At 59.6% G+C, this 25979-nt stretch carries 28 protein-coding genes; 13 read left to right on the top strand and 15 right to left on the bottom strand.

Going from position 1 to position 25979, the window contains the following annotated elements:
- Both NW841_RS01255 and NW841_RS01250 read right to left on the bottom strand, forming a co-directional pair.
- Positions 1 to 653 (bottom strand): ABC1 kinase family protein (locus NW841_RS01255; RefSeq protein WP_414385010.1); only part of this gene is annotated, 653 nt, incomplete at its 3' end.
- Between the two features lie 153 nt (positions 654 to 806).
- Positions 807 to 2093, bottom strand: coding sequence for a glucose-1-phosphate adenylyltransferase (locus tag NW841_RS01250; RefSeq protein WP_414365793.1), 1287 nt, complete (start codon positions 2091 to 2093; stop codon positions 807 to 809).
- 117 nt (positions 2094 to 2210) lie between these two features.
- Between NW841_RS01250 and NW841_RS01245 the strand changes: the two genes are divergently transcribed.
- The 3 genes from NW841_RS01245 (at position 2211) to sat (ending at position 4785) form a co-directional block, all read left to right on the top strand.
- A complete protein-coding gene (locus NW841_RS01245; RefSeq protein WP_414365794.1) occupies positions 2211 to 2993 on the top strand; it encodes a ParA family protein in 783 nt (260 codons plus the stop codon).
- A 128-nt stretch (positions 2994 to 3121) separates the two neighbouring features.
- Positions 3122 to 3493: a hypothetical protein gene (locus NW841_RS01240; protein WP_414385007.1), complete on the top strand. Its 372-nt coding sequence runs from the start codon at positions 3122 to 3124 to the stop codon at positions 3491 to 3493.
- Between the two features lie 113 nt (positions 3494 to 3606).
- The gene (gene sat, locus NW841_RS01235; protein WP_414333584.1) at positions 3607 to 4785 is read left to right on the top strand and encodes a sulfate adenylyltransferase; all 1179 of its coding nucleotides are present in this window, start codon (positions 3607 to 3609) and stop codon (positions 4783 to 4785) included.
- 165 nt (positions 4786 to 4950) lie between these two features.
- Here sat and NW841_RS01230 read toward each other — a convergent pair whose 3' ends face one another.
- The 7 genes from NW841_RS01230 to pstS all read right to left on the bottom strand — a co-directional run bounded on the left by NW841_RS01230 (position 4951) and on the right by pstS (position 10712).
- Positions 4951 to 5127: a hypothetical protein gene (locus tag NW841_RS01230; protein ID WP_414333583.1), complete on the bottom strand. Its 177-nt coding sequence runs from the start codon at positions 5125 to 5127 to the stop codon at positions 4951 to 4953.
- A 308-nt stretch (positions 5128 to 5435) separates the two neighbouring features.
- Entirely contained in the window at positions 5436 to 5861 is a 426-nt protein-coding gene (locus NW841_RS01225) for a hypothetical protein (RefSeq protein WP_414333582.1), read from the bottom strand.
- Between the two features lie 43 nt (positions 5862 to 5904).
- On the bottom strand, positions 5905 to 6732 hold the full coding sequence (locus tag NW841_RS01220; protein ID WP_414347556.1) for a TlyA family RNA methyltransferase: 828 nt from the start codon (positions 6730 to 6732) through the stop codon (positions 5905 to 5907).
- A 109-nt stretch (positions 6733 to 6841) separates the two neighbouring features.
- Positions 6842 to 7669, bottom strand: coding sequence for a phosphate ABC transporter ATP-binding protein PstB (gene pstB / locus NW841_RS01215; RefSeq protein WP_414376657.1), 828 nt, complete (start codon positions 7667 to 7669; stop codon positions 6842 to 6844).
- A 64-nt stretch (positions 7670 to 7733) separates the two neighbouring features.
- Positions 7734 to 8633, bottom strand: a complete 900-nt coding sequence (gene pstA / locus NW841_RS01210) for a phosphate ABC transporter permease PstA (RefSeq protein WP_414385004.1) — start codon at positions 8631 to 8633, stop codon at positions 7734 to 7736.
- A gap of 6 nt (positions 8634 to 8639) precedes the next feature.
- Entirely contained in the window at positions 8640 to 9611 is a 972-nt protein-coding gene (pstC, locus tag NW841_RS01205; protein WP_414365798.1) for a phosphate ABC transporter permease subunit PstC, read from the bottom strand.
- A 24-nt stretch (positions 9612 to 9635) separates the two neighbouring features.
- Positions 9636 to 10712 carry a phosphate ABC transporter substrate-binding protein PstS gene (pstS, locus tag NW841_RS01200; RefSeq protein ID WP_414376653.1) on the bottom strand — a complete coding sequence of 359 codons (1077 nt, stop codon included), beginning with the start codon at positions 10710 to 10712 and terminating at the stop codon, positions 9636 to 9638.
- A 404-nt stretch (positions 10713 to 11116) separates the two neighbouring features.
- On the opposite strand from pstS, the gene rplI reads away from it, so the two are divergent.
- The 7 genes from rplI to NW841_RS01165 all read left to right on the top strand — a co-directional run bounded on the left by rplI (position 11117) and on the right by NW841_RS01165 (position 18736).
- A complete protein-coding gene (gene rplI / locus NW841_RS01195; protein ID WP_414365800.1) occupies positions 11117 to 11581 on the top strand; it encodes a 50S ribosomal protein L9 in 465 nt (154 codons plus the stop codon).
- Between the two features lie 137 nt (positions 11582 to 11718).
- Entirely contained in the window at positions 11719 to 13476 is a 1758-nt protein-coding gene (dnaB, locus tag NW841_RS01190) for a replicative DNA helicase (RefSeq protein ID WP_414372101.1), read from the top strand.
- A gap of 117 nt (positions 13477 to 13593) precedes the next feature.
- Positions 13594 to 14490: a universal stress protein gene (locus tag NW841_RS01185; RefSeq protein ID WP_414376651.1), complete on the top strand. Its 897-nt coding sequence runs from the start codon at positions 13594 to 13596 to the stop codon at positions 14488 to 14490.
- Between the two features lie 20 nt (positions 14491 to 14510).
- The gene (gene larB / locus NW841_RS01180) at positions 14511 to 15320 is read left to right on the top strand and encodes a nickel pincer cofactor biosynthesis protein LarB (protein ID WP_414385002.1); all 810 of its coding nucleotides are present in this window, start codon (positions 14511 to 14513) and stop codon (positions 15318 to 15320) included.
- Between the two features lie 267 nt (positions 15321 to 15587).
- Positions 15588 to 16415 (top strand): TerC family protein, encoded by an 828-nt coding sequence (locus NW841_RS01175; RefSeq protein WP_414384999.1) that lies wholly within the window; start codon positions 15588 to 15590, stop codon positions 16413 to 16415.
- A 240-nt stretch (positions 16416 to 16655) separates the two neighbouring features.
- Complete coding sequence (locus tag NW841_RS01170; protein WP_414333565.1) at positions 16656 to 17510, top strand: ABC transporter ATP-binding protein; 855 nt, start codon at positions 16656 to 16658, stop codon at positions 17508 to 17510.
- The gene (locus NW841_RS01165; protein WP_414384997.1) at positions 17510 to 18736 is read left to right on the top strand and encodes an MlaD family protein; all 1227 of its coding nucleotides are present in this window, start codon (positions 17510 to 17512) and stop codon (positions 18734 to 18736) included. Before NW841_RS01170 ends, NW841_RS01165 begins: the two co-directional genes overlap by 1 nt.
- On the opposite strand, the gene NW841_RS01160 is transcribed toward NW841_RS01165, so the two are convergent.
- Positions 18733 to 18882, bottom strand: coding sequence for a hypothetical protein (locus NW841_RS01160; protein WP_414337328.1), 150 nt, complete (start codon positions 18880 to 18882; stop codon positions 18733 to 18735). The genes NW841_RS01165 and NW841_RS01160 overlap by 4 nt on opposite strands.
- Between NW841_RS01160 and glmS the strand changes: the two genes are divergently transcribed.
- A complete protein-coding gene (gene glmS / locus NW841_RS01155) occupies positions 18872 to 20719 on the top strand; it encodes a glutamine--fructose-6-phosphate transaminase (isomerizing) (RefSeq protein WP_414376643.1) in 1848 nt (615 codons plus the stop codon). The two genes, NW841_RS01160 and glmS, sit on opposite strands and share 11 nt — an antisense overlap.
- Here glmS and NW841_RS01150 read toward each other — a convergent pair.
- A complete protein-coding gene (locus tag NW841_RS01150; protein ID WP_414384995.1) occupies positions 20680 to 21210 on the bottom strand; it encodes a heavy metal-responsive transcriptional regulator in 531 nt (176 codons plus the stop codon). The genes glmS and NW841_RS01150 overlap by 40 nt on opposite strands.
- A gap of 82 nt (positions 21211 to 21292) precedes the next feature.
- Positions 21293 to 21700 carry an ATP synthase F1 subunit epsilon gene (atpC, locus tag NW841_RS01145; RefSeq protein ID WP_414364250.1) on the bottom strand — a complete coding sequence of 136 codons (408 nt, stop codon included), beginning with the start codon at positions 21698 to 21700 and terminating at the stop codon, positions 21293 to 21295.
- 251 nt (positions 21701 to 21951) lie between these two features.
- On the opposite strand from atpC, the gene NW841_RS01140 reads away from it, so the two are divergent.
- Positions 21952 to 22578 carry a Crp/Fnr family transcriptional regulator gene (locus tag NW841_RS01140; RefSeq protein WP_414376642.1) on the top strand — a complete coding sequence of 209 codons (627 nt, stop codon included), beginning with the start codon at positions 21952 to 21954 and terminating at the stop codon, positions 22576 to 22578.
- Between the two features lie 5 nt (positions 22579 to 22583).
- On the opposite strand, the gene NW841_RS01135 is transcribed toward NW841_RS01140, so the two are convergent.
- Together NW841_RS01135 and NW841_RS01130 are read right to left on the bottom strand one after the other, a co-directional pair.
- Positions 22584 to 23246 (bottom strand): Uma2 family endonuclease, encoded by a 663-nt coding sequence (locus NW841_RS01135; protein ID WP_414372067.1) that lies wholly within the window; start codon positions 23244 to 23246, stop codon positions 22584 to 22586.
- A 134-nt stretch (positions 23247 to 23380) separates the two neighbouring features.
- Positions 23381 to 24205: a creatininase family protein gene (locus NW841_RS01130; RefSeq protein ID WP_414360801.1), complete on the bottom strand. Its 825-nt coding sequence runs from the start codon at positions 24203 to 24205 to the stop codon at positions 23381 to 23383.
- Between the two features lie 166 nt (positions 24206 to 24371).
- Between NW841_RS01130 and NW841_RS01125 the strand changes: the two genes are divergently transcribed.
- A complete protein-coding gene (locus tag NW841_RS01125; RefSeq protein WP_414384993.1) occupies positions 24372 to 24782 on the top strand; it encodes a hypothetical protein in 411 nt (136 codons plus the stop codon).
- Here the strand turns inward: NW841_RS01125 and NW841_RS01120 are convergent.
- The gene (locus NW841_RS01120; RefSeq protein WP_414372097.1) at positions 24779 to 25972 is read right to left on the bottom strand and encodes an aspartate aminotransferase family protein; all 1194 of its coding nucleotides are present in this window, start codon (positions 25970 to 25972) and stop codon (positions 24779 to 24781) included. The two genes, NW841_RS01125 and NW841_RS01120, sit on opposite strands and share 4 nt — an antisense overlap.
- Between the last annotated feature and the right edge of the window lie 7 nt (positions 25973 to 25979).

Genomic DNA, 25979 nt, shown 5'->3' with positions numbered 1-25979 from the left:
TCCTGCAGGTAGTCGATCTCCTCAAAGAGCTTGTAACCAAATTCATCCACCACCGCTGTCAACGTGTTGCCCAGGTTCAAGGGCAACCAAGGGCCCAGCCAGGTGGAGGCCCAGCGGATGAGGTACAGATCTAGGCTCAGCCGCTCCCGTAGGCGGGGCCGCTGTACCTTGACCGCCACCCATTCGCCGCTGTGCAGTTGCGCTTTGTAAACTTGGCCCAAGCTGGCGGCGGCCACCGGCTCGGAAGAGATCTGGGCGTAAATTTCGCTAATCGGACGGCCCAACTCTGACTCAATGCGGGCAAACGCCTCCTGGGAAGGAAAGCTGGGCAGTTGATCCTGCAGCTTAGTCAGCTCTTCCAAGTAGTCTTTGCGCACCAAGTCCGGTCGTGTCGAGAGGGCCTGCCCCACCTTGATGAAGGTGGGCCCTAGGTCGGTGAGCAGCTTGCGCAACTGCTCTGCCCGCTGGGGCACCTTGCGATCGCCCTGCCCCCAAAGCTGATCCCAGCGCAGACAGAGGACGAACCAGAGAAAGGGCCAGAGAATGGCCAGCGCCCGACCGATCACTTGCGGCAGGCGCCAGCGGTAGTAACGAGCAATAAATTGCGGATCGTAAACTTCTAGGTCGGCAACCGAGGAAATCCTGTTCAGCACGCTCAAGGGATCTCACAATCTGTTTTTAAAGCTCTCAATAGTTATCGTAATCTATCGTAATGGCAAAGGCCTCTTGATTCCTCTTCATCTTGCCTAACAGCGCCTCCTCAGCGCTCGCCGGCCAGGTTCTTGGCCAGAGCCGACCTCCCCCGATCAAATGACGGTGTTGTCCGGGATCACCGAGTCCTTGATGATGGTGACGATGCCATTGCTGATCCAGATCCCTTCCTCTTCCCGCTGCGCTTCGCTGACGTGATCCTTGTTGAGGATGCGGACGTTGCGCCCGATGCGGGCGTTCTTGTCTACGATGGCGTTGACGATGTGGGAGTTGGCGCCGATGCCCACCGGTGGGATCCCGGCCTCCAGCTTGGCCTGCCGCTCTTCTGCCGACTCGTAGTAATCGGCCCCCATGACGAGGGTGTTTTCTATGATGGTGTTGGCTTCCAGGCGGCTGCGAATGCCGATGATGGAATTGCGAATTTGGGCATTTTTGATGATACAGCCGTCGGCAATCATGGAGTTGACAATGTGGGAATCGAGGATCTTGTTGGGGGGCAAAAAGCGCGGACGGGTGTAGATGGGCATTTCGCTGTCAAAGAAGCTAAAAGGCGGGTTGGGCTGCTGCACCAGCGCCAGGTTGGCGCGGTAGAAGGCCTCGATGGTGCCGATGTCTTCCCAATACCCCTTGAAGAGGTAGGCCTGCAGGTGGTACTTGCCAACGGCTGCCGGCAGCACCTCTTTGCCGAAGTCGGTGTGCTCCTTCACCTGCAGCATCTCGATGAGGGCTTCCCGCCGGAATACGTAGATTCCCATCGAGGCAATGTAGGGCTTGGCCTTGGCCTCTTCCGGGCTAAGGCCGAGGGCTTGGGTATCGACCCGGCAGGCTTGCAGCAGCTCCCCTTGCGGCTTTTCCTTGAAATCGACAATGCGACCGTTCTCGCCGATCTTGAGCAAGCCAAAACCTGAGGCCACTTTTTCTTCGCAAGGGAGCACCGCCAGCGTCACATCGGCTCCGGTCTGCCGGTGATGGTGGATGAAGGGGCGGTAGTCCATGCGGTAGAGGTGATCCCCAGATAGGATGAGGAAGTCCCGTGGCTTCCAGGAGTCCATCAGCCAGAGATATTGGCGCACAGCATCGGCAGTGCCCTGAAACCAATCCGGGTTATCGGGCGTTTGTTGGGCCGCTAAAATATCCACAAAGCCGCCTGTGAAGGGGGACATGCGGTAGGTGTTGACGATGTGGCGGTTGAGGGAGGCGGAGTTGAACTGGGTGAGGACGTAGATTTTGTCGATATCGGAATTGATGCAGTTGCTAACCGGGATGTCGATGAGGCGATACTTGCCTGCCAGAGGCACAGCAGGTTTAGCACGGCGCTTGGTCAGGGGATAAAGTCGGGTGCCACGCCCACCGCCCAGGATAATCGCCAGTACATCGCGCATGGTTGTCCTCCACCAGGCTACACCCAATAGCATAGACTGCTGCGGGGGCACCTGACCCAATCTGGCTGAGGGGAATCGGGAAACCGGAAGCAGCTGAAACAAATTCTGGGGAAGCGGATGGCACGCGTCCTGGCTTTTACCAACAATAAAGGGGGCACCGGCAAGTCCACCCTCTGCGTCCACGCGGCCCAGTTAACGGCTCAACGGGGCTACCGAGTTCTGCTCATCGATCTCACCTCCCAGGCCACCGCCAGCAGCTTTTACCTGGAAGAGGTGGGATCCCTGCCCCCCGAGGAAACAGTCTGGGCCAGCTTGCACCCGCAGCATCGATGCTCTTTGGAAGAGGTGATCTACTGCACCGACAAGGGGGTGGATGTGGCGCCCTCCCACAGCACCATGGCGGAAGTGGCGGCCCAATTGGCGGCTGCCGGCGATGCAGGGCAACACCTGTTGCAGCACCAGTTGGATCCCTTGCTGCCGGATTACGATTTTATCTTTCTCGATACGCCGGGGGAACTGAATGCCCTCACGGCCAACGCCCTGCGGGCAGCCCAGCGGGTGTTGATCCCGACCCGGCTCAACCGCGCCGATTTCTCCTGTACAGAGGTGACCCTACGCTACATTGAGACCCTGAAAGGTCAGTTGAGCCAGGCCCGTGCTGTCTTGACCATGCTGGACGACCGCTACTTGCCGGGGGGCATCTGGTCGGGATCCCATACCGGGCAATTGTATGTGCAAGCGCAACAGATTTTTGCGGATGTGCTTTCACCCGTTACCATTCCAGATAGCAGCGATTTGCGCACCGCTTTTGACTACGGCTTGACGGTCATGGACTATCGGCCTGGCTCGGTGGTGTGTCAGCGATTGGTGCAGTTTGTCGAACATGAGGTGCTCTTGTGACTGGATCGAACCGTAGCCTCTTTCCTTCTTCAGGAGAAACTTCCCGCACTCGGCGCAAGGCCAGTGCTAAAACCAGTTCAGAGCCCACCTCTGCAGAATCTACTCCCACGGGCGAGGAGCCGACAACGATGTCTTCTCAGTCTCCTACAGAACCAGCCCCAGAATCGCCAGAAATTGCAACTCTCAGAAGCCAACTGGCTGAAGCTCAACAACGCTTGCAGGACTACCAAAACAAAGTCTCTGCCTTGCAAGCTCAGCTTGAGCAAGTCACTGCCCATCGGGACGAATTGCAGAAGGCGCTGGCCCAGTTGCAGGCGGTGGCAGACGAGCGGGCCAAGACCATTCAGGAACTGCAAAGCCGCCGAGGACAAGCTCCACTCCCGGCTAGGCCCCAACCCTCCGCTTCCCCGCTGCAGGCGCAGAAGAAGATCATGAATCGGCCCATCTTCGACAATGTGTCGCCCACCGACGAAGATATGCCGCCCTACATGCTGGACTAGGCAGTGGGTACTATCCTGGATTGCACCCGAGGAAAGAAGGGTGTAGGGTTAGGGATCCCTGTCTGCTCGGTTGCCGTTCTGGTCTTCACGCTATGACTTCATCCCAGGCGAAGATGACTGTTTCTTGCGATGCCATTCCGCCCCATGGGGGCACTTTGGTTAACCGCATTGCCCCGCCCGAGCAGGCACAAGAGCTGCGCTCCAAAGCTGAACACTGCCCCATCCTCTACCTCGACGAGCGGGCTCAGTCGGATCTGGAGATGATCGCCATTGGGGGCTTTAGCCCGCTCACCGGCTTCATGGGGCGGGCAGATTACCAGTCGGTTCTGGAGACGATGCATCTGGCCAATGGCCTGGCTTGGTCGCTGCCGGTGACGCTGCCGGTTGCTGCCGAGATAGCCGCCGATCTCAAGGAAGGGCAGACCATTGCCCTGGCCAACGGCGAGGGCAGGCTCTTGGGCCTGTTGGAATTGACCGAGAAGTTCACCTACGACAAAACCCGCGAAGCGCAGCAGGTCTACCGCACCACCGATGAGCAGCATCCGGGGGTGAAGGTGCTCTACGAACAGGGATCCGTCTATTTGGCTGGTCCTGTAACTCTCTTCCAGCGGGATCCCCATCCCCTTTTCCCGGCCTACCAGATCGACCCGGCTCAGTCGCGGCAACTGTTTCGGGAAAGAGGCTGGAAAACGATTGTCGGCTTTCAAACCCGCAACCCCATCCACCGCGCCCACGAGTACATCCAGAAGTGCGCGCTGGAAATCGTGGACGGGCTGTTTCTCCACCCGCTGGTGGGGGCCACCAAAAGCGACGACATTCCCGCCGAGGTGCGCATGCGCTGCTATGAGGTGCTGATTGAAAAGTACTACCCCAAGGAGCGGGTCATTTTGGCCATCAACCCTGCGGCCATGCGTTATGCCGGCCCGCGGGAAGCCATCTTCCACGCCCTCATTCGCAAAAACTACGGCTGCACCCATTTCATTGTGGGCCGGGATCATGCCGGGGTGGGGAATTACTACGGCCCCTACGATGCCCAGCACATTTTCGATGAGTTCCGTCCTGAGGAACTGGGCATCATCCCCCTCAAGTTTGAACACGCCTTCTATTGCACCGTCACCGGCACCATGGCCACGGCCAAGACCAGCCCTAGCCAACCCCACCAGCGCATCCACCTGTCGGGCACCAAGGTGCGGGAAATGCTGCGCCGCGGCGAGATCCCCCCGCCCGAGTTCTCCCGCCCCGAGGTGGCCCAATTGCTGGCCGAAGCCATGCGTGAGCGCAGTTCGTCGTAGCTTTTGTGATTTCTCTGAGTGGAGGCAAAAGGGTCTGCGACCAACCAGACCCTATGTATTGATAAATTGATAAAGAGACAAAAACCCCACGCCCAAAGGCATGGGGAGGATGCTGCTCTCCTAGGAAACCCTCGTCAGCAAGCTCTCAATGGGCAGCAGCAGACCTCATCCTGCCTCAAAGCGGAGTTGCTCGGGATCCACATAATAGCAGCGGGCATTGTCAACACAGATCAGCGCCCAGCCATTTTGGTCAACATCGACCAACGTATATTCGGATTGAGGGATGAAGTGGCCCTGGTGGTTGCGGGTCTCGCCTTTAACCCAGACAGTCTGACGGTTCATCTTAAAGTTCCTCCACTTTACAGCCAAAAAATCAAAAGCAGGACTCAATTTCAATGCAAGTCAGTGCAAGGAGTGTCACATCAAACAGAACTAGGATGCACCAAACCCCTCGCATCTCCTCAAAGCCCAACCAATCCATAGGCTTGGGTGTGATGCAAGCTAGCTCACAGCGGTGAATAAATACCGTCTTGCGATTTGGTAAGAGAAGTCTAGCACCAACTCTATGAGAATATTGTTAAAAGTTGCAGATTAAATTGACAAGCTCTAGATTTTCCTAAATTCTTGTTGCAAAATTGGGTCAAGCCTGCCTAATTTTCTTCAAATAGCCACTGGTGCATCTTGCTCAGGTGAGGCCAAGCGGGACGGCGCTTCCCTCCCTCTGCCAAGTTGGATTTGACCCCCTCGATCTGCTCGGGATCCCGCGCCAAGATTTGCTTGATGGTCTCCACCTGCTGGCGTACCCCCGTTTTTTTCAGCTCCAGCATCGCCAAAGTCAAGTTCACCCGCGGCTGGGCGTCCACCGGATCCAGCTTCACGGCAGTTTGGGCGGCTTTCAGGGCTTTTTCCGCTTGCCCCTCCAAAAGATAGAGCCAAGACAGGCAAGTCCAGGCTGCTGCCGCCTTCGGGGATCCCTTACAGATAGCCTCAAAGGAAGGGATCAGCGTCTTGGCTGCTTCCCCCGCCTCGTAGCGCCGGATCCCTTCCTGAAACAATTCTTCAATGGCTGCGCTCATCGTTCTCAATTGAGCATAATGATGTATTGACAAATGTGCCGCTTTATGGGTGCAAGGCTATTCTTGCCTGTTCGCCCATCTGTTGTAGCGCACCGGTGTCGGGGAGAGGGATCCCTTCTCCTTCCGCCAGCCAGAGCCAGTACTCGATGTTGCCGGCAGGGCCGGTGATGGGCGACCAGGTATAGCCCTGCACCTGCCAGCCGCGGGCCACTGCCGCCTGCATTACCGTCTGCAGCACGCGGGCATGGATGGTCGGATCCCGCACGACTCCCTTTTTGCCCACCTGGCCTCGGCCCGCCTCAAACTGGGGCTTGACCAGCAGCAGAGCCTCCCGCGGCGACCGCAACAGCTTCCACAAAGGATCTAACACCTTGGTTAGGGAAATAAAAGAGAGATCCACCACCGCCAAATCCGCCCAGCTTGGGGTGGGCACCTCGGTTCCGTAGAGATCGGCCGGCTGCAGGTGGCGCAAGTTGGTTCGTTCTTTGAGGATCACCCGCGGGTCGGTTCGCAAAGACCAGGCCAACTGCCCATAGCCCACATCCACCCCATAGACTCGCTGGGCCCCCTGTTTGAGTAGGCAATCGGTAAAGCCCCCCGTGGAGATGCCCGCATCCAAACAAATACGGCCCTGCACCTGAACAGAGAAGGTCTGCAGCGCCCCCTGCAGCTTTTCTCCCCCTCGCGAGACAAAAGCAGGCTTACACTGGATGTGGATTACGGGATCCCCGCTCACCCAGGCTCCAGCCTTCTCCGCCCGCACCCCATTGAGGAGAACTTCGCCTGCGAGGATGGCGCGCTGGGCCTGCTGGCGGGAAGAGAAATATCCCCGCTCCACCAACCAGCTATCCAGGCGCACCCGCTCGGCCATCTCACTACTGCTGTTAACAGCTCCTACCCGATTTTCAATTTCTCAGGATAGGAGAGCGGGATCCCTCTCGACCAGATCTGGCTTGGCGCCAGCAGAAATGGGCGGGGGATTAGCCAAAGCGTCCACTCACGTATTCTTCCGTCTCGCGATTGGCGGGAGAGTTGAAGATCTTCTCGGTGCGGTCAAACTCCACCATGCGTCCGTAGCGAACCCCTTCGTCGTCCACCTCGGTGTTAAAGAAAGCCGTGAAGTCGGACACACGCGCCGCCTGCTGCATGTTGTGGGTGACGATGATGATCGTGTAGCGACGCCCCAATTCCTTCATCAGCTCCTCAATGCGCAGCGTCGAAATGGGATCTAGCGAGGCGCAGGGCTCGTCCATCAGGATCACTTCCGGCTGAATGGCCAAGGTGCGGGCAATGCAGAGGCGCTGCTGTTGTCCGCCGGAGAGGGAAAGGCCGCTCATCTTCAACTTGTCTTTTACCTCATCCCAGAGAACGGCCTGGCGCAACGTACGCTCCACCAGCTCGTCCAGATCCCCCTGATAGCCGTTGATCCGTGGCCCAAAGGCAATGTTGTCGTAGATGGATTTGGGGAAGGGGTTGGGCTTCTGAAACACCAGGCCAACCCGCCGGCGCACCTCGGAGGGATCCACATCAGGGTCGTAGATATTTTTCCCGTGAAAAATGACCGAGCCTTCTACCCTTGCACCCGGGATGAGATCGTTCATGCGGTTGAAGCAGCGCAAGATGGTGCTCTTGCCGCAGCCTGAGGGGCCAATGAAGGCTGTGATGTGATTTTTCGGGATCTTCAGGGAAACCTGCTTAACCGCTAGGTGGGAGCCGTAGTAGACGCTCAAATCCCGCGTCTCTAGTTCAACCTCCAAACGGGTGGATTTCTCAGGAGAGCCGGACTTGTCAGAGAGTGGAGAGCGCATAGGAGTACCGAAGGAGATAACGTCACTGCAAAGCCTAGATTGAGAAAGAAACAGGTGAGAGGGATTAGATGGTGATGGTTTCCTGCCGACGACTGACGATGAGCCGGAAACTGACCGTGGTGATCAACACCAAAATCACCAGAGCCAAAGCCCCTCCCCAGGCAATCTTCTGCTGGTTTTCAAAAGGAACGAGGGCAAAGTTGTAGATCAACACAGCCAGTGAAGCTACTGGCTTTAACAGACCGCTGGGCCAGAGGAAGCTAAACAAAGCAGTGAAGATCAAGGGCGCCGTCTCACCCGCAGCGCGGGCAATGGCCAACGTCACCCCCGTCAGGATCACCGGCAGAGCTGCCGGCAACACCACGCGAAACACCGTCTGCACCCGCGAAGCCCCCAGCGCATAGGCAGCAGCCCGCGTATCTGCCGGCACCAGGCGCAGCGCCTCTTCACAAGACAAAATAATGATAGGCAGAGTCAACACCGATAGAGCCATCCCGCCGGCGAGGGCCGAGAAGGTCTTGGTGGAGAGCACCAGCACCCCGTAGGCAAACACCCCGGCAATGATAGAGGGAACCCCTGTCAACACCTTGATGATGAAGCGCAGAAAGGAAGCTATAGGTCTGTTTTGGCCAAACTCCGAGAGATAGATGGCAGCAAACAGTCCGATGGGGAAGGTAATGGCGATAGCAATCGACACCACAATAACCGTCCCCAGCACCGCATTGCCAAATCCGCCCACCTGATCGCCGGGAGGAGGGGGAAGTTGGGTCAGCGCTTGCCAGTTCAAGCGCTCGATGCCTCTGGTGAAAACGTAGTAGAGGATAAGAACCAGCACGAAAATGGCAAAGAGGCTGGAGAAAACTGTCAGCGCTGTCATTCCTACATCCAAGAAGACGCGCCGCCAGGACTTTGCTCTGCGCTTGAACAAATTGCCTTGCTCTACCGCCTGAACTTGCGTCGTCATGTTCCTCTACTCCCGCGAAGCTGTCAACGCGAACTTGACACGGCGTATCATCAGCTCCGCCGCAATGTTAACTACCAGAGTGATGGCCAACAAAATCAAGGCCACATACATGAGCGCTGCCACCTGCTCAGGGCCTGCTTCTGCGAACTCGTTGGCCAACAGGGCCGGGATGTTGCTGGCAGGAGCTAGGAGCGAGACGCTAATACCGCGGGCATTGCCGATCAGCATCGCCACTGCCATCGTCTCCCCCAAGGCACGTCCCAAACCCAAAACCACCGCCCCTAGCATGCCACCAATGGCCGCCGGCAGCACAACCCCAAAGATGGCTTCCCAGCGAGTGGCCCCCATCGCATAGGCAGCCGCCCGCAACTCCGGCGGAACGGCCACCAGCACTTCCCTGGCAATGGCAGTGATGATGGGGATGATCATGATCCCCAAGACAACCCCTGCCGTCAGCATCCCCGGCCCCACCGGTGGCGTACTGAAAATGGGCAACCACCTGAAGTTCTGGAACAGGAACATCTGAATCGGGCGAAAGAAGGGAATGAAGATAAACAACCCCCAAATGCCGTAGACCACGCTGGGAATGGCTGCCAGCAGCTCCACCACGATGATCAAGACTGTGCGCAAAGACTTGGGCAAAAAGTCCTCACTCAAAAAGATGGAGATGCCGAAGCTAAAAGGAACGCCCACGATCAGGGCAATCAGAGAAGTCACCAGGGTGCCGTAGATCTGGGGCCAAGCGCCGTAGTTGTTCTCAACAGGATCCCAGGTGGTGCCCCAGAAAAAGCCCAGCCCGAACTTCTGAATGGCAGGTAGCGACTGGATCCCAATCTCCAGGGCAATCCACAACAGCAGCAAAGCCGAGAAAAAGACGGCAATCCGCGTTGCCCAGATGAACAACCAGTCGCGCCGGCGCTGGAAGACGGGCCGGGGCCGAAATAGAGAACTGCTCTCTGAAGAAAAAGTAGTGGTCATCTGCCGAGTAGGAGGTACCAACTTTTACGGCGTGATGTTTTCCAGAGCAGCCAGAGCTTTCTGCCGCGTTTCTTCCGGCAAGGGCACATAGCCCAGCGGCTCCGCGAAGGATTGCCCTTCCGTGAGGCCGTAGCGGAGAAACTCCTTGACAGCTTTGGAGGTTTCAGCTTTGGGGTAGACTTTGTAGGCCAAGATCCACGTGTAGCCCACAATGGGGTAGGAGTCTTCCCCGGCGGGATCCGGGTCAACCCCCAACAGCCGCTCGTCAAGCTTGATTCTGGCCAGTGCCGCCTGCTCCGTCTCAACTTTGGGGGTGACGAACTTGCCCGACCGGTTTTCCAGGCGAGCGATGTTCAGGTTGTTGAGCTTGGCGAAGCCGAACTCCACATAGCCAATCGCGCCAGGGATCTGCTTAATCTGCTCGGAAACACCTTCGTTACCGCGAGCTCCTACCCCGGTTGGCCAGTTCACGGAAGAGCCACGACCCACTTTTTGCCGCCATTCCGGGCTAATGGCGTTGAGGTGGGTGGTAAAGATGTCGGTGGTGCCGCTGCCGTCGGAGCGGTGCACAACGGTAATCGGCAAATCCGGGAAAGTCACCCCTGGATTAAGGCCAGCCAGCAGCGGATCGTTCCAGTTCTTAATTTTGCCCAAGAAGATATTTACCAGCGCTAGGCGAGAGAGGCGAATTTCGGGGCCCACGCCGGGGATGTTGTAGGCTGCCACCACTGCCCCCCCCACCATCGGCACGGCCACCATGCCCTTGGGAGGGTTGGCTTCACTCTCGATCTGGCTGATCTCTTCGGGACGCGGCACACTGTCGCTGGCGCCGAAATCGACAGTGCGAGCCACAAATTGCCGCCGCCCGGCACCGCTCCCCACCGACTGATAGTTGACTTGGATGTTGGGGTTTTTCTTGCCAAATTCTTGAGCCCAAGTTTGGTAGATGGGAGCCGGGAAAGTAGCTCCAGCGCCGTTGATGGTTACGGTCTGCTGAGCAAATACCCGCTGCCAATTTGCCTGGCTGGCCACAAACCCAGCAACCGTGGCAGAGACGGACTTCAGGAAAGAACGACGTCCCAAGGAGCGCAGCATCAACATACAGAAATCTCCCAGATGAAGATGGTGTCTCGATCCAACTCTGAGTGCTCTAACCTCAGAACCTGCTCAAGCCGGGCTGATCTCAAAAAAACAAGGGATCCCGTTAAAGACCCTTGCCACTCTGGTTCTTGCCGTTAATGTAATATAACGTTCATCCTTTTTGGTTAACGTGAGGTTAAAATCAGGTTATTTCTGTCTGTAGCTAGTCTCCCTTGTCGCTCTTTCCAGGGAGCCCTTGCAGGGGAGAATACCCTCGATCGAGGAAACGCGGCGTGAAGACCCCCGGATTCAAGGGCCTACGGCTGGGCTCTGGGGCCGGCTGAGCTTTCCGAGCTCTTTGGGCTGACATCAGCTTGGCAAATGCTTAGAATGAAAGGCTGTCGAGAAAATCAGTGCTTTCCTCCATGGCTAAACGTAACGTGCAGGTTATGCTGCGCCAGGCGATCCCGGGCTTGGGCAGCCCCGGAGAGGTGGTGAGTGTCAAGCCTGGCTACGCCCGCAACTACCTTTTCCCGCGGCAGATGGCGGTGCGGCTTACGCCTGGGCTTCTCAAGGAGCAGCAGATGCGTCGGGAGCAGGAAGCTGCCCGCAAATTGGCGGAGAAGCAGCAGGCGGAAAACTACAAGAAGGCTTTGGAGACCATCGGTCGCTTTGTCATCCGCAAGAAAGTGGGCGAAAAGGATTTGCTCTTCGGGCAAGTGACCACCACCGACATTGCCGAGGTGGTGCTGGCCACCAGCGGCCTGGATATCGATCGCCGTAACATCCTGCTCAACGAGGAGATCAAGAAAACTGGGGTTTACCTGGTGCAAGTGAAGCTGCACCCAGAAGTAACAGCCACGCTGCGCATTCAGGTCACGCCTGAGTGAGAGAGAAATCCTAGGGGGCAATGGGAGATAGCAAGTAAAGCTGGGCCTGGCTGCTTAAGGTGCTCGGCCAAGCAGCTGGCTAGTGTGGAGCTGGGTTGGTTTTTCTATCCTGGCTGGTGGTGATCAGCGATTACGACTTGACAGGTGGGGATCGGCTTCCGCCTCAAAACATAGAGGCTGAGGAGGAGATCCTGGGGGCTATTCTTCTCGATCCCGAGGCATTGGCCCGGGTGGTGGAGTTCCTGCGTCCCGAGATGTTTTACCTCTCGGCCCACCAGGAAATCTACCGGGCTGCCCTGCATCTGCACAGCCAAGGCCAACCCACCGATCTGATGACGGTTTCTGCCTGGCTGGCGGATCACCACCTTCTGGAGCGGGTGGGGGGGACAGGGGCAATTCGTCGTCTGCTGGAGCAAACGGTTAGCAGCGTCAACATTGACCAGTACGCCCGCCTGGTGGTGGACAAATACATGCGCCGCCAGTTGATCCAGGTGAGCAACACCCTGGCTCGTCTGGCCTACGACACCAGCCAGCCCCTGTCTCAGGTGATGGATCAGGCGGAGCAGCAGGTGTTTGCCCTCACCCAAGAGCGAGTGCAGCGCAGCCTCATCCCTGCTTCTGAGGTTTTGGTGAACATCTTCTCGGATCTGGAGGAGAAGTTCCAGAGCGGGGCTCAGATCCCTGGGATCCCGACCAAATTCATCGACCTGGACAACCTGACCCAGGGCCTGCAACGCTCGGATCTGGTGATCTTGGCCGGTCGCCCCTCGATGGGGAAAACCAGCTTGGCCCTTAATATTGCCCAAAATGTAGCCGCCTACGTCAGGCAGCCGGTGGCCATTTTCAGTCTAGAGATGTCGCGGGAGCAACTGGTGCAGCGGCTTTTGGCCAGCGAGGCCCGCATCGACAGCAGCCGCCTGCGCGCGGGGCGCATCAGCGAGCACGAGTGGCAGCGTCTGGGGCAGGCGATTGGCTTTTTGTCGCAACTGCCCCTGTTTATCGACGACACTCCCGATTGCACCGTTACGGAGATTCGCTCTAAGGCGCGGCGCTTGCAGGCGGAGCAAGGAGGAACGTTGGGGCTGGTGTTGATCGACTACTTGCAACTGATGCAGGCATCCGCCGCCGACAACCGAGTACAGGAGCTGTCGCGCATCACCCGCGGCCTCAAGGCACTGGCCAAAGAGCTGATGGTGCCGGTGCTGGTGCTCTCTCAGCTCAGCCGGGCAGTGGAGTCGCGCTCCGATAAGCGTCCGCAACTGGCAGATCTGCGGGAATCCGGCTGCCTGGCGGGGGATACTCAGGTGATGGACGTGGATCGGGGCAAGCTCTGGCGGCTGGAACAACTGGCGGCCCTGCCAGCCTCAGCAGAACTGCCCCGCTTGCTCAGCCTCAACGGGCGCGGGCGCCTGGTGCCCCAACAGCCGGTGAAGGTGTTTTGCAGTGGCCGACAGCCCACCTGCCTTCTGAAAACCCGCCTCAATTTCTCCATTCGCGCCACCGGTACCCATCCCTTTTTGACGCCAGAGGGATGGAAAACCCTCGACGAGCTGCAACTGGAAGAGGAAGTAGCCGTGGTGGTGCAGGAGGGGTTGATTTGGGATCCGGTGGTGTCGATTAGCGAGCCGGGGGAGCCCCAGCCGGTCTACGACATCGAAATGCCCCGCCACCACAACTTTGTGGCCAACGGCCTGCTGGTACACAACAGCATCGAGCAGGACGCCGATGTGGTGATGATGATCTACCGCCCGGAGTACTACGATCCCAACACCAGCGATCGCGGCATTGCCGAGGTGATCATCGCCAAGCACCGCAACGGCCCCACCGGCACCGTGCGCCTTTTGTTTGAAAGCCAGTACACCCAGTTTCGCAACTTGGCGGATCCCTATCGCTAAAGGCAAACCCGCTGGTGCCTGGTTCCTCCGGCAATTCCAAGAGCAAGGCAGGGGGGTGTTAGCTTAGGATAGCTGACAGCTTCAGCCGAGTTTGGCCACTGCTCTCTTTATCCTCTCATGTTTAAAAACGTTTTAATTGCAACCGATTGCCAAGATGGCCTGCAAAGGTTTGGCAAGTGCTTAGATGCCCTACACAGCAACGGCATTCAACGCCTTGTTTTCTTGCACAGCCTGATTTGGAAAGATGACGATATCGGCCTTCCCGAAGACCCCACCCCCAAAATAGAAACCAAGAAGGCCCAGTTTCGCCAGCTTTTGGGCACCATTCCGGAGGGGCTGGAGGCTAAGGTTTTGGTGCAGGTGGGCCAGCCGGTGGATCTGATTTTAAAAGGGATCCAAACTTACAGCTCCGACCTGCTGATCACCGGCATGGGGATCCACAACCTGCTCACCGAAAAACTGTTTGGCAGCACCACCGTGGAGCTGCTGCCTAGGTTGAACATCCCCCTGCTGGTGATGCGCCCGCAACTGCTGGCCGTCTTTACCCTCGAGGAGCTGCGCCTGCGCAGCCGCCACCTATTTCGCTCTCTCCTAGTGCCTTTTGACTTTGAGGAGCCGCGCCGGCAACTGCTCAGCCGTCTCGGCCAACTGCTGCCGGGGACTTCCCAGTGCCAATCGGTTACCCTGCTCTATGTGGTGGATCCCAGCGCCCGCCGCAACCAGGGAACGCCGGTGGAGGTGCTCAAACGCAAGGCTGAGGCCGATTTGGCTCAGGTAGTCGGGCCGTTGAGCGAGCAGGTGCAGCCGCTGCAGGTGCGGGCCCTGGTACGGGTGGGATCGCCGCTGCAGGAGATCCTGGCCACCGCTGCAGCCGAGGACGTAACTGCCATCGCCACCGCCTCTCCGCGGGTGGGCAGCTTTTGGGAGTGGTCGGTTCGCAGCCTCACTGGCGAGATCCTGCGGCAAAGTTGGCATCCGGTGTTGTTTTTCCCACGCGGGTCTTTGGCCCAGTAGAGCTGCTCAATCCCCTAGCTATGGCCGACCCAACCCAAAGCTTGCGAGAACTGTTGCAGGCGGTGGCTCAAGGGAGGCTCTCTCCCGATCAAGCCCTGCAAGCCTGTCGCTTTCTGCCCTTCGAGACAGTGGGAGACTTCGCCCGCGTGGATCACCACCGCCCCTTGCGCACGGGCTTTCCCGAAGCAGTGTGGGGGCCGGGCAAAACCCCTGAGCAAATTGCCCAGATCCTGGAACGGCTGCACCGGCAGGGATCCCTGGCTTTGGCCACCCGCGTTGAGGCCCAGGTGTACGCCCAGATCCGCTGCCGCTTGCCCCAGGCACAGTATTCCGAGGTGGCCCGTCTGTGTTGGATCCCTCCCCAAAAGGCGCTCAGCCATCCCGGTCAGATTAGCGTGATCTCCGCTGGCACCGCCGATGTGCCGGTAGCCGAAGAGGCCGCTCTCACCGCCGAGCTTTGCGGGTTTACGGTCAAGCGCCTTTGGGATGTGGGGGTAGCCGGGATCCATCGCCTGTTGCACCACCGCGCCGCCCTGGAAGCCGATGTGCTGATTGTGGTGGCGGGCATGGAAGGGGCCTTGGCCAGCGTGGTAGCCGGCCTGGCGGACTGTCCGGTAATCGCTGTGCCCACCAGCATCGGCTACGGGGCCAGCTTCCAAGGTTTGGCTGCCCTGCTGACCATGCTTAACTCTTGTGCGGCGGGGGTGGGAGTGGTGAACATCGACAATGGCTTTGGGGCGGCCATTTTGGCAGGCCAGATCCTACGCTGTGGACAACGGCTGGCGGCGCGATTGCCTTCGCCTGCCCCCCCTGAGGAGAGAGAAGGTTAAGAAATGTAAAACGATCCTGAGCCGGACAAGCTATACTCGGGCCATGCTGGGGTTTTGGATTTCTCCGCTGGGAGGCTGTTGCCAAGAATTGAGGGATGGATCCCTTCTCCAGGTATCTTTTGTCAGGTGTCTTTGGGGCGCTTCCTCAACGACAACGACCCTAAAAATCTCCTGGAAGGGGTTGTCGATAGATCTGGGATAGCGGTCTGGAGTTGGCTGCACCGAACGAACGATTTTTTTTGACCGGCGTACGTGAAGCTTGCTGCTATGTCAATTGAGGCAATAGATACCACTGTGGCTTTTGTTCAAGGGATAATTCAGTCCTTCACTTGGACAGATCTCTTTTTGGTGGTGGCTCTGGTGTTTTTGGAAGCGGCCCTCTCCGCCGATAACGCCGTTGCCCTGGCGGCTTTGGTCAAGCATTTGCCCACTCCTCAGCAACAAAATCGCGCTTTGCGCTGGGGCATTATCGGTGCCTATGGTTTTCGCATCGCCATTGTGTTTGCAGCGGTTTGGCTGGTGGAGTATCCGCCCGCTCAGTTTCTCGGGGCCTGTTACCTGCTCTGGCTGGCCTGGCAGCATTTTTGCGGGGAAGAAGAAGGATCCGAGCAAGACATCACCCGCCAGGCCAATTTTTGGCAAACCCTGGTGATGGTAGAGCTAACGGATCTAGTCTTTTCTTTCGACAGCATCGCCGCTTCGGTGGGCGTCTCCCGCAAGGCTTGGGTGATCATCCTCGGCGGCATTCTCGGCATCACCTTGATGCGCTACATGGCCTCTTTGTTTTTGCGCTGGCTGGATGAGTTTTCCCGCCTAGAAGATGCTGCCTTTGCCATCATCGCCCTGGTGGGAAGCCTCATGCTGCTGGAGGTGTTTTTCCCCCAAGTTGAGCTCCCGGAATGGGGGATGGTGGTGGCTGTGCTGCCTTTGTTTGTCTGGGGCTTTTCGCAGCGTACAAGCTCCTGCGCGGCAGCCGATGAACAGCCGCAGCCGACCCTGGCCGATCTCAGAGAGTTGCACCCGACCGAAGGGATCCCTGCCAGCCTAGCCCCCCTGCCTGAGGCCGAGCCTGCTCCCGAGCTACAGCCGGACTAAGGGGCCTCACGGACAGCTTGTTCCGGATCCCTGGACCTGGGAGGTCTGGTGGCTAAGAGACGAAGGCTGGCAGGTGCTCCGTAGCCTTGGCTGCTGGAGGCAACAGCAGCAAGTTGTTCGCGTAGTGCGACGGCTCTTAAACTAGCAATGGAACGCAAGCCACGGGAGGGAGGCACCCTGACCTTGCAGTTCTGCTGGAAGTGTTGGGCGAGGTGCTTCAGAAAGGACATTGGCACCAGCATGAACGGCCAACAGCAGCCGCCGGCGGAGAGTCCCCAACCCCAGTCTGGAGCGGGGAAGGGAGATCCCGTGCCCTTGGTGGAGCTACGGCAGGTCTCCAAGCGCTTTGGAACCACGCTGGTGCTTGACCAAGTCGATCTAAAGGTGCATCGGGGCGACGCTCTGGGGCTAGTGGGGCCTTCCGGCACTGGCAAATCAACTCTGTTGCGCATCATCGCTGGCCTGACGGAGCCCGACGCTGGCGAAGTGCTCTGGTGCGGCATCCCCCTGCCGGAGATTCAGGCCGGCCACTGCACTCCCCCCTTGCGGGTAGGCATGGTATTCCAGCAGGCGGCCCTCTTCGACTCCCTGACGGTGGAGGAAAACGTCGGGTTTTTGCTCTACGAACACTCGCGGCTGCCGCGGGCACGCATTCGGGAGCTGGTGGCAGCCAAGCTGGAAGCAGTGGGGCTGGCGGGTAAGGAGAACAGCCTGCCGGAGGAGCTCTCGGGGGGGATGCGCAAACGGGCCAGCTTCGCCCGCGCTATTATGGAGGATCCTTCTCTGCCCCAGGACGAGCCGCAACTGCTGCTCTACGACGAGCCCACGGCGGGCCTGGATCCCATTGCTTCCACAGTGATTGAAGACCTCATCCGGGATCTGCAGCAGGTGAAAAAAGCTTGCGAGAGCTACATTGTGGTGACCCACCAGCACAGCACCATCTACCGTGCCACCGACCGCATCGTGCTCTTGGCCCAGGGGCGGGTGCAGTGGGAGGGATCCGTGCAGCAGATCGAAACGTGCGATAACCCCTTTGTGCGGCAATTTTTCAGCGGTAGCGTAGAAGGGCCGATTCAAGTGGCAGGGCAGGTGTAATGCGTTCGCGAGCAATCCGAGAAGGGGCGGTGGGCCTGTTGATCCTGGCAGGGGTGCTGGGCTTTGCCGGGCTGTTCTTGTGGATCTACAACCTGCGCTTCGGCAGCCGCGGCTTCCAGTTTACCGTCACCTATCCCAACGTATCCGGCCTGGCGGAAGGCTCCAGCGTGCGGCTGCGGGGGGTAGCCGTGGGCCGGGTGGAGCGCATCCTGCCCCAGGCGGCCCAAGTGGAGGTGCAGGTGGTCATCGACCAGCCCTTGGCCATCCCCCGCGACGCCCTGTTTGTTACCACCCAGACGGGGTTGGTGGGGGAGACGGTGATGGATATCCTGCCCCGACGCGATGCCCCGGCAGCGGGATCCCCGCTGGCAGCCGATTGCGACCGCAGCCAAATCATCTGCGCTGGCGATGTGGTGGAGGGCACACCGGGGGTAGATTTCGGCCAGTTGTTGATCCAGGTGGATCGGCTGGTAACGCGCATCAACAACGACGAGTTCTTCGCTACCCTCAACGCCACCCTAGAAGGGATCACCCGCGTCGCCAACAGCGTGGCCGATCTCTCAGAAACCGTGGAAAAGCAGGTGGCAGCCCTGCGCACGGAAGATCTGGACTTGTCGCAATTTACCTCGGCTGCCACGGCTATCCAAGACGCGGCTGGGGCTGTGAGAGGAACGGCCCGCAGTTTTCAAGCGGCTGCCGATCAGTTCACCCTTCTGGTGGAACAGAACCGCACCTCTCTCCGTGCCGCCCTGGAAAATATCCAGCAGGTGAGCGCCGATCTGCAAGCCATGTCGAGCGCGGTTCGCCCGCTGCTGACGGATCCGCAACTGCAGGCGGATGTGCGCCAGATCCTGGCCGAGGTGCGAGCGGCGGCGGAGAACGTGTCCCAAGCTACCGAAGACCTGCAGCAGATTGCCGCCAACCTCAACGATCCGGGCACCCTGGCGACCTTGCGCCAAACCCTGGACTCGGCCCGCATCACCTTCCAGAATGCGCAAAAGATCACCGCCGATATCGACGAGCTGACGGGGGATCCCCAGTTTCGCCGCGGCCTGCGAGAGCTGGTGTTGGGGCTGAGCAACTTGGTCTCCAGCGCCCCTAAGGCCTCCGGCCCGCTTACGCGAACAGAAGACGGGATCCAGCCTGCTGCAGCCCAAGAGTATCGCTTCCGTTTTGCGCCCGTTTCTTTTGCCCTGGCTCTTGAGGAGCAGCAGCCCGTTCCCTAGGAGGAAGCCAGGATCCCTGCCGAGGTCTGCTCCCGCAGCGGCGGCAAAAGCCATTGAAGGGATCCGGAAGCTGGGGTAGGCTTTGCGGATAGGGTGCTTTGCACCGCTGGCGTGGCTGAGGTTGAGGTGTGAGGAATGTGTGGCATTGTCGGCTATGTGGGCTTTCAGTGGGCGGCTCCCATCCTCTTGGAGGGCCTGCGCACTTTGGAATATCGGGGCTATGATTCTGCCGGCATTGCCACGGTGGATCCAGAAGAGGGCTTGAGGATCGTGCGGGCCACCGGCAAGCTGCACAACCTGCTGGTGAAGCTTACCGCCAACATGCCCACGGCCAAGGTGGGGATTGGCCACACCCGCTGGGCCACCCACGGCGGTGTTAGCGAAGAAAATGCTCACCCCCACTGCGACGCGCGCGGGCGCATCGTGGTTATCCAAAACGGCATTGTGGAGAACTACCTGGAGCTGAAGGAAGAGCTGCTGCGGCGAGGGGTTGGCTTTCGCTCCCAAACCGATACCGAAGTCATCGCCCAACTGCTGGGCCTCTACACCGAGGAGCTGGGCTGCTTCGAGACGGCCTTTGGCAAAGTCATGGGGCAACTGCGGGGGGGAAATGCCGTGGTGGCTTTGGATCGGGAGGCGCCGGATCGGTTGATTGCCGCCCGCCTGGGCAACGCCGGCGCTGTGGTCGTCGGCGAAGGGGAGGGGGAGAACTTCGTTGCCTCGGATCTGCCCGCCATTGTCCGCCACACCCGCAGGGTGGTGTTTCTGGAAGATGGGGAGATGGCCATCCTCACCGACTCCAGCGTGCGCTACCTGCGCATCACTGGCGAGGAGTTGCGCAAAACCCCCCTCACGGTGGCCTGGGATCCCGTCTCGGCGGCCAAGGGGGGCTACAAGCACTTCATGCAAAAGGAGATCTATGAGCAGCCGCGCACTACCACCGATACGCTGCGGGGGCGGGTGGATCTGGAAGGGGGGCGGGTGACTCTAGAGGAGCTGGTGCTAACAGAGGCGCAACTGGCCCAGACGGAGCAGATTCATGCCGTGGCCTGCGGCACCGCCTGGCACGCCTGCCTGGTGCTCAAGTACTTTATCGAGAGCCTGGCCCGCATCCCGGTGCAGGTGGATCATGCCTCCGAGTTCCGCTACCGCCAGCCGGTGCTGCGCCCCCACAGCCTGCTTGTGGCCCTCACCCAGTCGGGCGAGACCGTCGATACGCTGGCGGCCATGAGCGAGGCCCGCGCCCAAGGGATCCCCACCCTGGCCATCGTCAACGCCATCGGATCCCAGGCCACGCGCCTGGCGGATGCCGGAGTTCTCTACATTCACGCCGGGCCGGAGATCGCCGTCGCTTCCACCAAGGTATTTACCGGCATGCTGGTGGCAGGATACCTGCTGGCCCTGCAACTGGCCCAGGCCAAAGGGATCCTCAGCCCGACCCAGATCCGATCCCACCTGCAAGCTTTGATCGAGCTGCCGGGCAAGATCAGCCTGCTTCTGAAAGACGTTGCCCTCTACGACCACCTGGCGGAACAGTACCATCACGTCACCGACATGCTCTACCTAGGCCGCTGGGTCAACGCCCCCATAGCCCTGGAGGGAGCCTTGAAAATGAAAGAGGTCAGCTACATCCACGCGGAGGGCTACCCGGCAGGGGAGATGAAGCACGGCCCCATCGCCCTCATCGACGAGCGCATGCCGGTGGTGTGTATTGCCACCCGCGATCCCGTCTACGAGAAGATGCTCTCCAACATCGAACAGGTACAGGCGCGGGGAGGGCGGGTGATTGCCCTGATCAACCCAGAAGATACCCAGGTGCGGGAGAAGGCCGACCACGTCATCGAGGTGCCCAGCACCACACCCCTGTTGTCGGCAGTTTTAAATGTCATCCCCCTGCAGTTGTTTGCCTACGCCATGGCGCTGCGCCGGGGGGCCGATGTGGATCAACCCCGCAACCTGGCCAAGTCGGTAACTGTGGAGTAGTGGCTGCCGACCTTGTCACCGCCGGCCTCTGGCTTTTGTAAAATCGGGCAGATCACGTCATCCTCGGCTGGAGATCCCGCTGGGATCCGCCAATCGGAGAGGAGGCTTTCAATTTGGCCTTTTAGAGCTTGCAACTCCGCCATCCGCTCTTCGATCTGACGCAGCTTCTCCTGCAGGTGTTGGCGGATCTCCGGGCAGGGCTGTTCCCCCTGGTCGTACACCTGCAGGATCTGGCCAATTTCTTCCAGGCTTAGCCCCAGGCTTTGGCAGCGGCGAATGAAAGCCAGCCGTCCCAGCACTGCCGGATGGAAGAGGCGATAGCTGGACTCCGACCGCTGCACCGTTGGCTTCAGCAGGCCCAGCGACTCGTAGTAGCGCACCGTGCGCACCGGTAAGCCCGCCGCTGCTGCCACCTGGCCAATCTTCAAGCTGGCCGACGCGCTAAAGGACTCCGTCTCGCTGACGCGAACGGCAACTGTAGGACTGAACATACCACCACCGGAGTAAACCAAGCCGCCATCAGGATCCCCTGCCGAGACCGAGTCGGCTCCTGCTCAGAGAAGCAGGGATCCCTTAGCTCTTGCTGCCCATCTCCGCCGCTTGCAGCAGAGCTCTGGCTCGCTGTTGATCCAACTTGGCCTGCAAACGCTCCTGCTTGTCGCTGCTGGTATTCAAAACTTTGCTCGCTTCGTCCAAGAGGGCCTGAGCTGCGGCCTTGTCCACTTTTTCTCCCCGCTCGGCGCGGTTAACCAGAACGGTTACCTCGTTATTTTCCACTTCCGCAAATCCACCCATCACGGCAATGGCCGACCACTTGCCGGCAGCTTTGACCCGCATCACACCGTTGCCGATGGCCGTCAAGAGAGGGGCATGGTTGGTGAGGATGCCCAACTGACCTGAGGTGGCAGGGAGGATCACTTCCTCAGCAGGGGCATCCCAAACGATGCGGTCGGGGGTGATCACGCGAACCATCAGCGTCACGGCAGGTCTCCTGAAGGGTTGAGCTTGGCACTTCTATCCTACCGGATCGTCGTCGCTCCTAGTTCCGCCCTCTGTGTGGCAAGACTTAACCCAAGCATAACCTCTCCTTTACTTCCGTCGAAGAGGCAAGCGATAAGGTGTTGTCGGGAACACTTATCCTCGACCCCAACTCCATGCTGTTATTGGCAGGGGGAAGCCCAACGACCAGTGTGCCCAGTTTGCCCTAGCGGAGCCAGCCTATGCCTGAAGCCATGTCCAGCTATTCTGCAGCCAGTCTACCTGTAGGGGAGCGGCAATTGCTAGAAGACCTCTACCGAGGCCGCAGCCTCTCGCCCTACGCTCCCGGACAGGTCATTCCCCTGTTTCCCGAGGAGTGGGTGATTGTCTGCCGAGGCGTGGTGCAATTGACTACTCTTTATCCCAATGGTGGCGAGGCGCTGTTGGGATTTGCCGGCCCCTCCATGCCGCTGGGATCCCCGCTGACGATGTTGGATCCCTACCAAGCTAAGGCATTGACAGCGGTTGACGTGCTGCGGCTGTCGGCAGCCGAGGTGGAAGCCTCAGAAACCCTGAGCCAGGGGCTGCTCAAGCAGTTGGTGCGGCGGCTGCGCCAAACCGAAGCGCTGCTGGCCCTAGCCGGGCGGCGGCGGGTGGAGGATCGGCTGCGCCAGTTGCTCTCCCTATTGGCGGTGGAGTTGGGATCCCCAATTGCGACAGGGGTGCGCCTGCAGGTGCGCCTTACCCACCAAGACTTGGCCAATGCCATCGGCACTACCCGCGTCACCATCACCCGTCTTTTGAACCGTTTCCGCCAGCAGGGCTGGATCGCGGTGGACAAAAACCGCCATCTCATCATCAAGCGGGCCCAAACGCCCTGATAGCTTTAAGCCTGGCGTTGGAGCTGTTGCAGGAGCCAGTTGGCGGCAGCAGTGTTGGTCTGGCTGGCCAGGCGTTCCAGAGCTTGCTCAAGCAGGGCTATCGGCAGACCCGCCAGCACCTGCGACTGGGCAATGGCCCGATAGCGTCCATCCTCGGCCAGGGCAAAGGCAAAAACGCGCCGCCCCTTGACATCGATGACCCAGTACTCAGGAATGCCCAGGCTGGCATAAAGCTGCTTCTGCTCGTCCAGGTCGAGAGCAAGGGTAGTGTCGGCAATCTCGCCCACCAGGTCAGGGGGTCTTTGGAAACGCAAATCAATCCGCCGCGGCTCGCCAGCTTGGTACCTGGGGATGTTCTCCCCTTTGTAGAGCACTAGGTCAGGGGCGCAGGCATGGGTTTCTGGGTACTCAATCAGACAGCGACCGTAGGACTGCAGGGGCACATCCGGGTGTAGAAAGGCCCAAGCGAAAAAAATGGCCGTCATCAGATCGCTGACGGAGGCGTGCTCTGGCCCTTCCTTGCCCATGTTGACCCACAACCAGCCCTGGTAAAAAGAAATCTTCTGCCAGTCCAAGGTGGGATGGTTGCCAATGGTCAGGTAGTCCTGCCAAGTGGCGTCGTGCCGCTCGAGGATGGGAGGGGTGGCTGGCTTTGAGGCAAGAACCATTGCTCTCCCCTCACAGGCTAGGGGAACTTTCCCTCAAGCCTATCACCCGTCCTGGCAAAGTCGCTGCTTCCGCTCCTGAGAAGCAGGCTGGGCTGGCCAGAAGCCTCACAAGGTAAAGACATCTGCCGGGATCCCTACCTTGGCAGCGGGTCTTTGCGCCAAGCCTGGGGCTGTTGGAACTTGTACAGATCCCGGATCAGCCGCACCCAGCCATCGGCCATGGACTCCACCAAAAGTTTGCCTTTTTCCGGCGTGGCGGCCGTGGCATCCCCCAGGACACCACTCCGGCTGAGGTCGCGAGTTGTCCAGGCAAAAGAGATCCGCCCTTCCAGACTAATCAGGCTGTCTTCCGGCAGATCCTGAGGGTACTCGCAGACCAAGCGGTCAGTTCGCACTGTCTCGGGCAACAGGTACATCAGCATGCTGGTCTCGCCATCGCCAGCGTGAATGCCCAATTCCCGCTCTTTTTCCGTCATCAGCTCCTGGCCTTGGTGGGGAACGCGCCAGACGGAGATGGGGAAAAGGAGGAAGTCTTCGTACTTCTGGTGCAGGTCGCGGGCCACAATCTGCAGCACTTCGGGCTGGCCACCGTGGGAGTTGAGGAACACCAGCTTGCGAAACCCGGCCCGGTAAATGCTTTCAGCCACTTCGGTTAGCAGGGCCATCAGGGTTTGGGCTGAGAGGGTGATGGTGCCTGGGAAATGCCAGTGCTCGTTGGCCTTGCCATAGCACTGGGTGGGCAGAACGTAAGCGGGGATCTCCGGCTCCAGTTTTTCCATAGCCCGCCCGATGATTGCGGTGCCGATGCAGGCATCCACCACCAAGGGCAGGTGGGGCCCATGCTGCTCGATCGAGGCTACGGGCTGGATGATCACCACCTTCTCTTTGTTGGGCATGGCCTGGATCTCTGTCCAGGTCAGGTAGGGAAAAAAGCGGTGGGGTGGGATAAAGGTGTGCATCATGGCGGGATCCGGTTGCAAGGAATTTCGAGGAGCCTTGCCTGCAAGACTAGCACCTTGGGCAATCTCTGCTTCCGACGGGATCCCCTCGCAGAACCTGAGAAGGCGTCTCTTAAGATCAGGTGTAGTTTGTCTCGTTCGTTCCTCAGGGAAAGCCTGCCGTCCCATGACGCTATGGCCCTGTCTGCCTGCTCAATGTGGCTCCAGTGAGGAGCCCCCCCTTAGAGGACGTCCTCTGCCTGCTGGGACGGAAGTAGGGAGTGCCCCCACCTCGCCCCGCCGCCTTCTAGCTCTGCCGGGGCCGCAAGCCACGCTCTATGGGGAGCTGATTCAGGTTTCTCTTCACCCTCTTGAGGCGGGATCCCCAGCCCTCCTCTGGGTACGGCCCCTATTGCTCCAGCAGGGATCCCAAGTGTGGAACCTGCGATCCACCTCGGACTTGCTCTGGCCGGCTGACAGCTTTGTTGCGGCCTACGCCGAGGAGGTACTGCCCCTGCTCGAGCAGGCCAGGGATCCCTTGCCCCATGAGGCCCGCCAGCGGCTGCAGGCGTTCTTGCAGCAGGTCTGGCAGAGCTAGGCTTTCAGGGACTCCGTTCCGCTGTCGCCAACGGCTAAGCTCTGCAGAGCCGATTCCAGCCGCGCCAGCGCCTCGTCAATCTCCTTTGGCGTGACGATCAAGGGGGGCACAAAGCGCACCACCTGCGATCCCGCTGGCACCAGCAGTAGTCCCTGCTCCAGGGCCGCCCTGACCACCTCAGCCGCCGGGATCCGCATGACTAGACCCTGGATCAGGCCCCAGCCGCGCACCTCCTGCACAAGCTGGGGGAACTGCTCCGCCAAGCGGGATAGACCCTGGCGCAGATAGTCCCCCGTCTGCTGGGCATTCCACACCAAGCTCTCCGCCATTAGGGTGTGGCAAACCGCCAAGCCCACCGCACAGGCCAAGGGATTGCCGCCAAAGGTGCTGGCGTGATCCCCCGGCTGAAACACGGCACAAAACTCTTTGGCCAAGAGGGCGCCAATCGGGATCCCACCCGCCAAGCCCTTGGCCAGGGTAAACACATCCGGCTCGATTCCCAGGTTGCAGTAGCCCCAGAGCCTGCCGGTGCGGCCCATCCCCACCTGCACCTCATCCAACATCAGCAGAATGCCCCGCTCACTGCAGACCCGGCGCAGCCACTGAAAGTAGGCAGGATCCCCGGGCACAACCCCTCCCTCCCCCTGCAGCGGCTCCAGCAGCACGGCACACACCCGCTCGCCCCAGCGCTCCAGCACCGCTGCCGTACCCTCGATATCGTTGTAGGGAACGTAATCAAAGCCGGGCACCAAGGGAGCAAAGTCTTTCTGGTACTTGGGCTGGCCGGTGGCCGTGAGGGCAGCCAGGGTGCGTCCATGAAAGCTAGCCTGGGCGGTGAGGATCACCGGATCTTGGATCCCGCGCACCGTATGGGCGTATTTGCGGGCTAGCTTGATGGCGCCTTCATTGGCCTCTGCCCCTGAGTTGCAGAAAAACACCTTGTCAGCACAGGAGTGCTGGGTCAGCCATTGGGCCAGTTGCGCCTGGGGTCGGTTGTAGTAGAGGTTGGAAACATGGTGCAACTGTTGCGCCTGCTGGGTGAGGGCCTGAATCCAAGCGGGGTGGGCATGTCCCAGGGTGCAGGTAGCAATGCCTGCCACAAAATCCAGGTACTCGCGCCCCTCCTCATCCCAAACCCGGCAGCCTTCCCCCCGCACCAAGGTCAAAGGGTAGCGAGCATAGGTGGACATCACATGC

The organism is Synechococcus sp. H60.3 (assembly GCF_047462295.1).
GTDB lineage: Bacteria > Cyanobacteriota > Cyanobacteriia > Thermostichales > Thermostichaceae > Thermostichus.
Note: the sequence above shows the minus strand (reverse complement) of the source record. Positions and strands in the feature narration are given on the sequence as shown.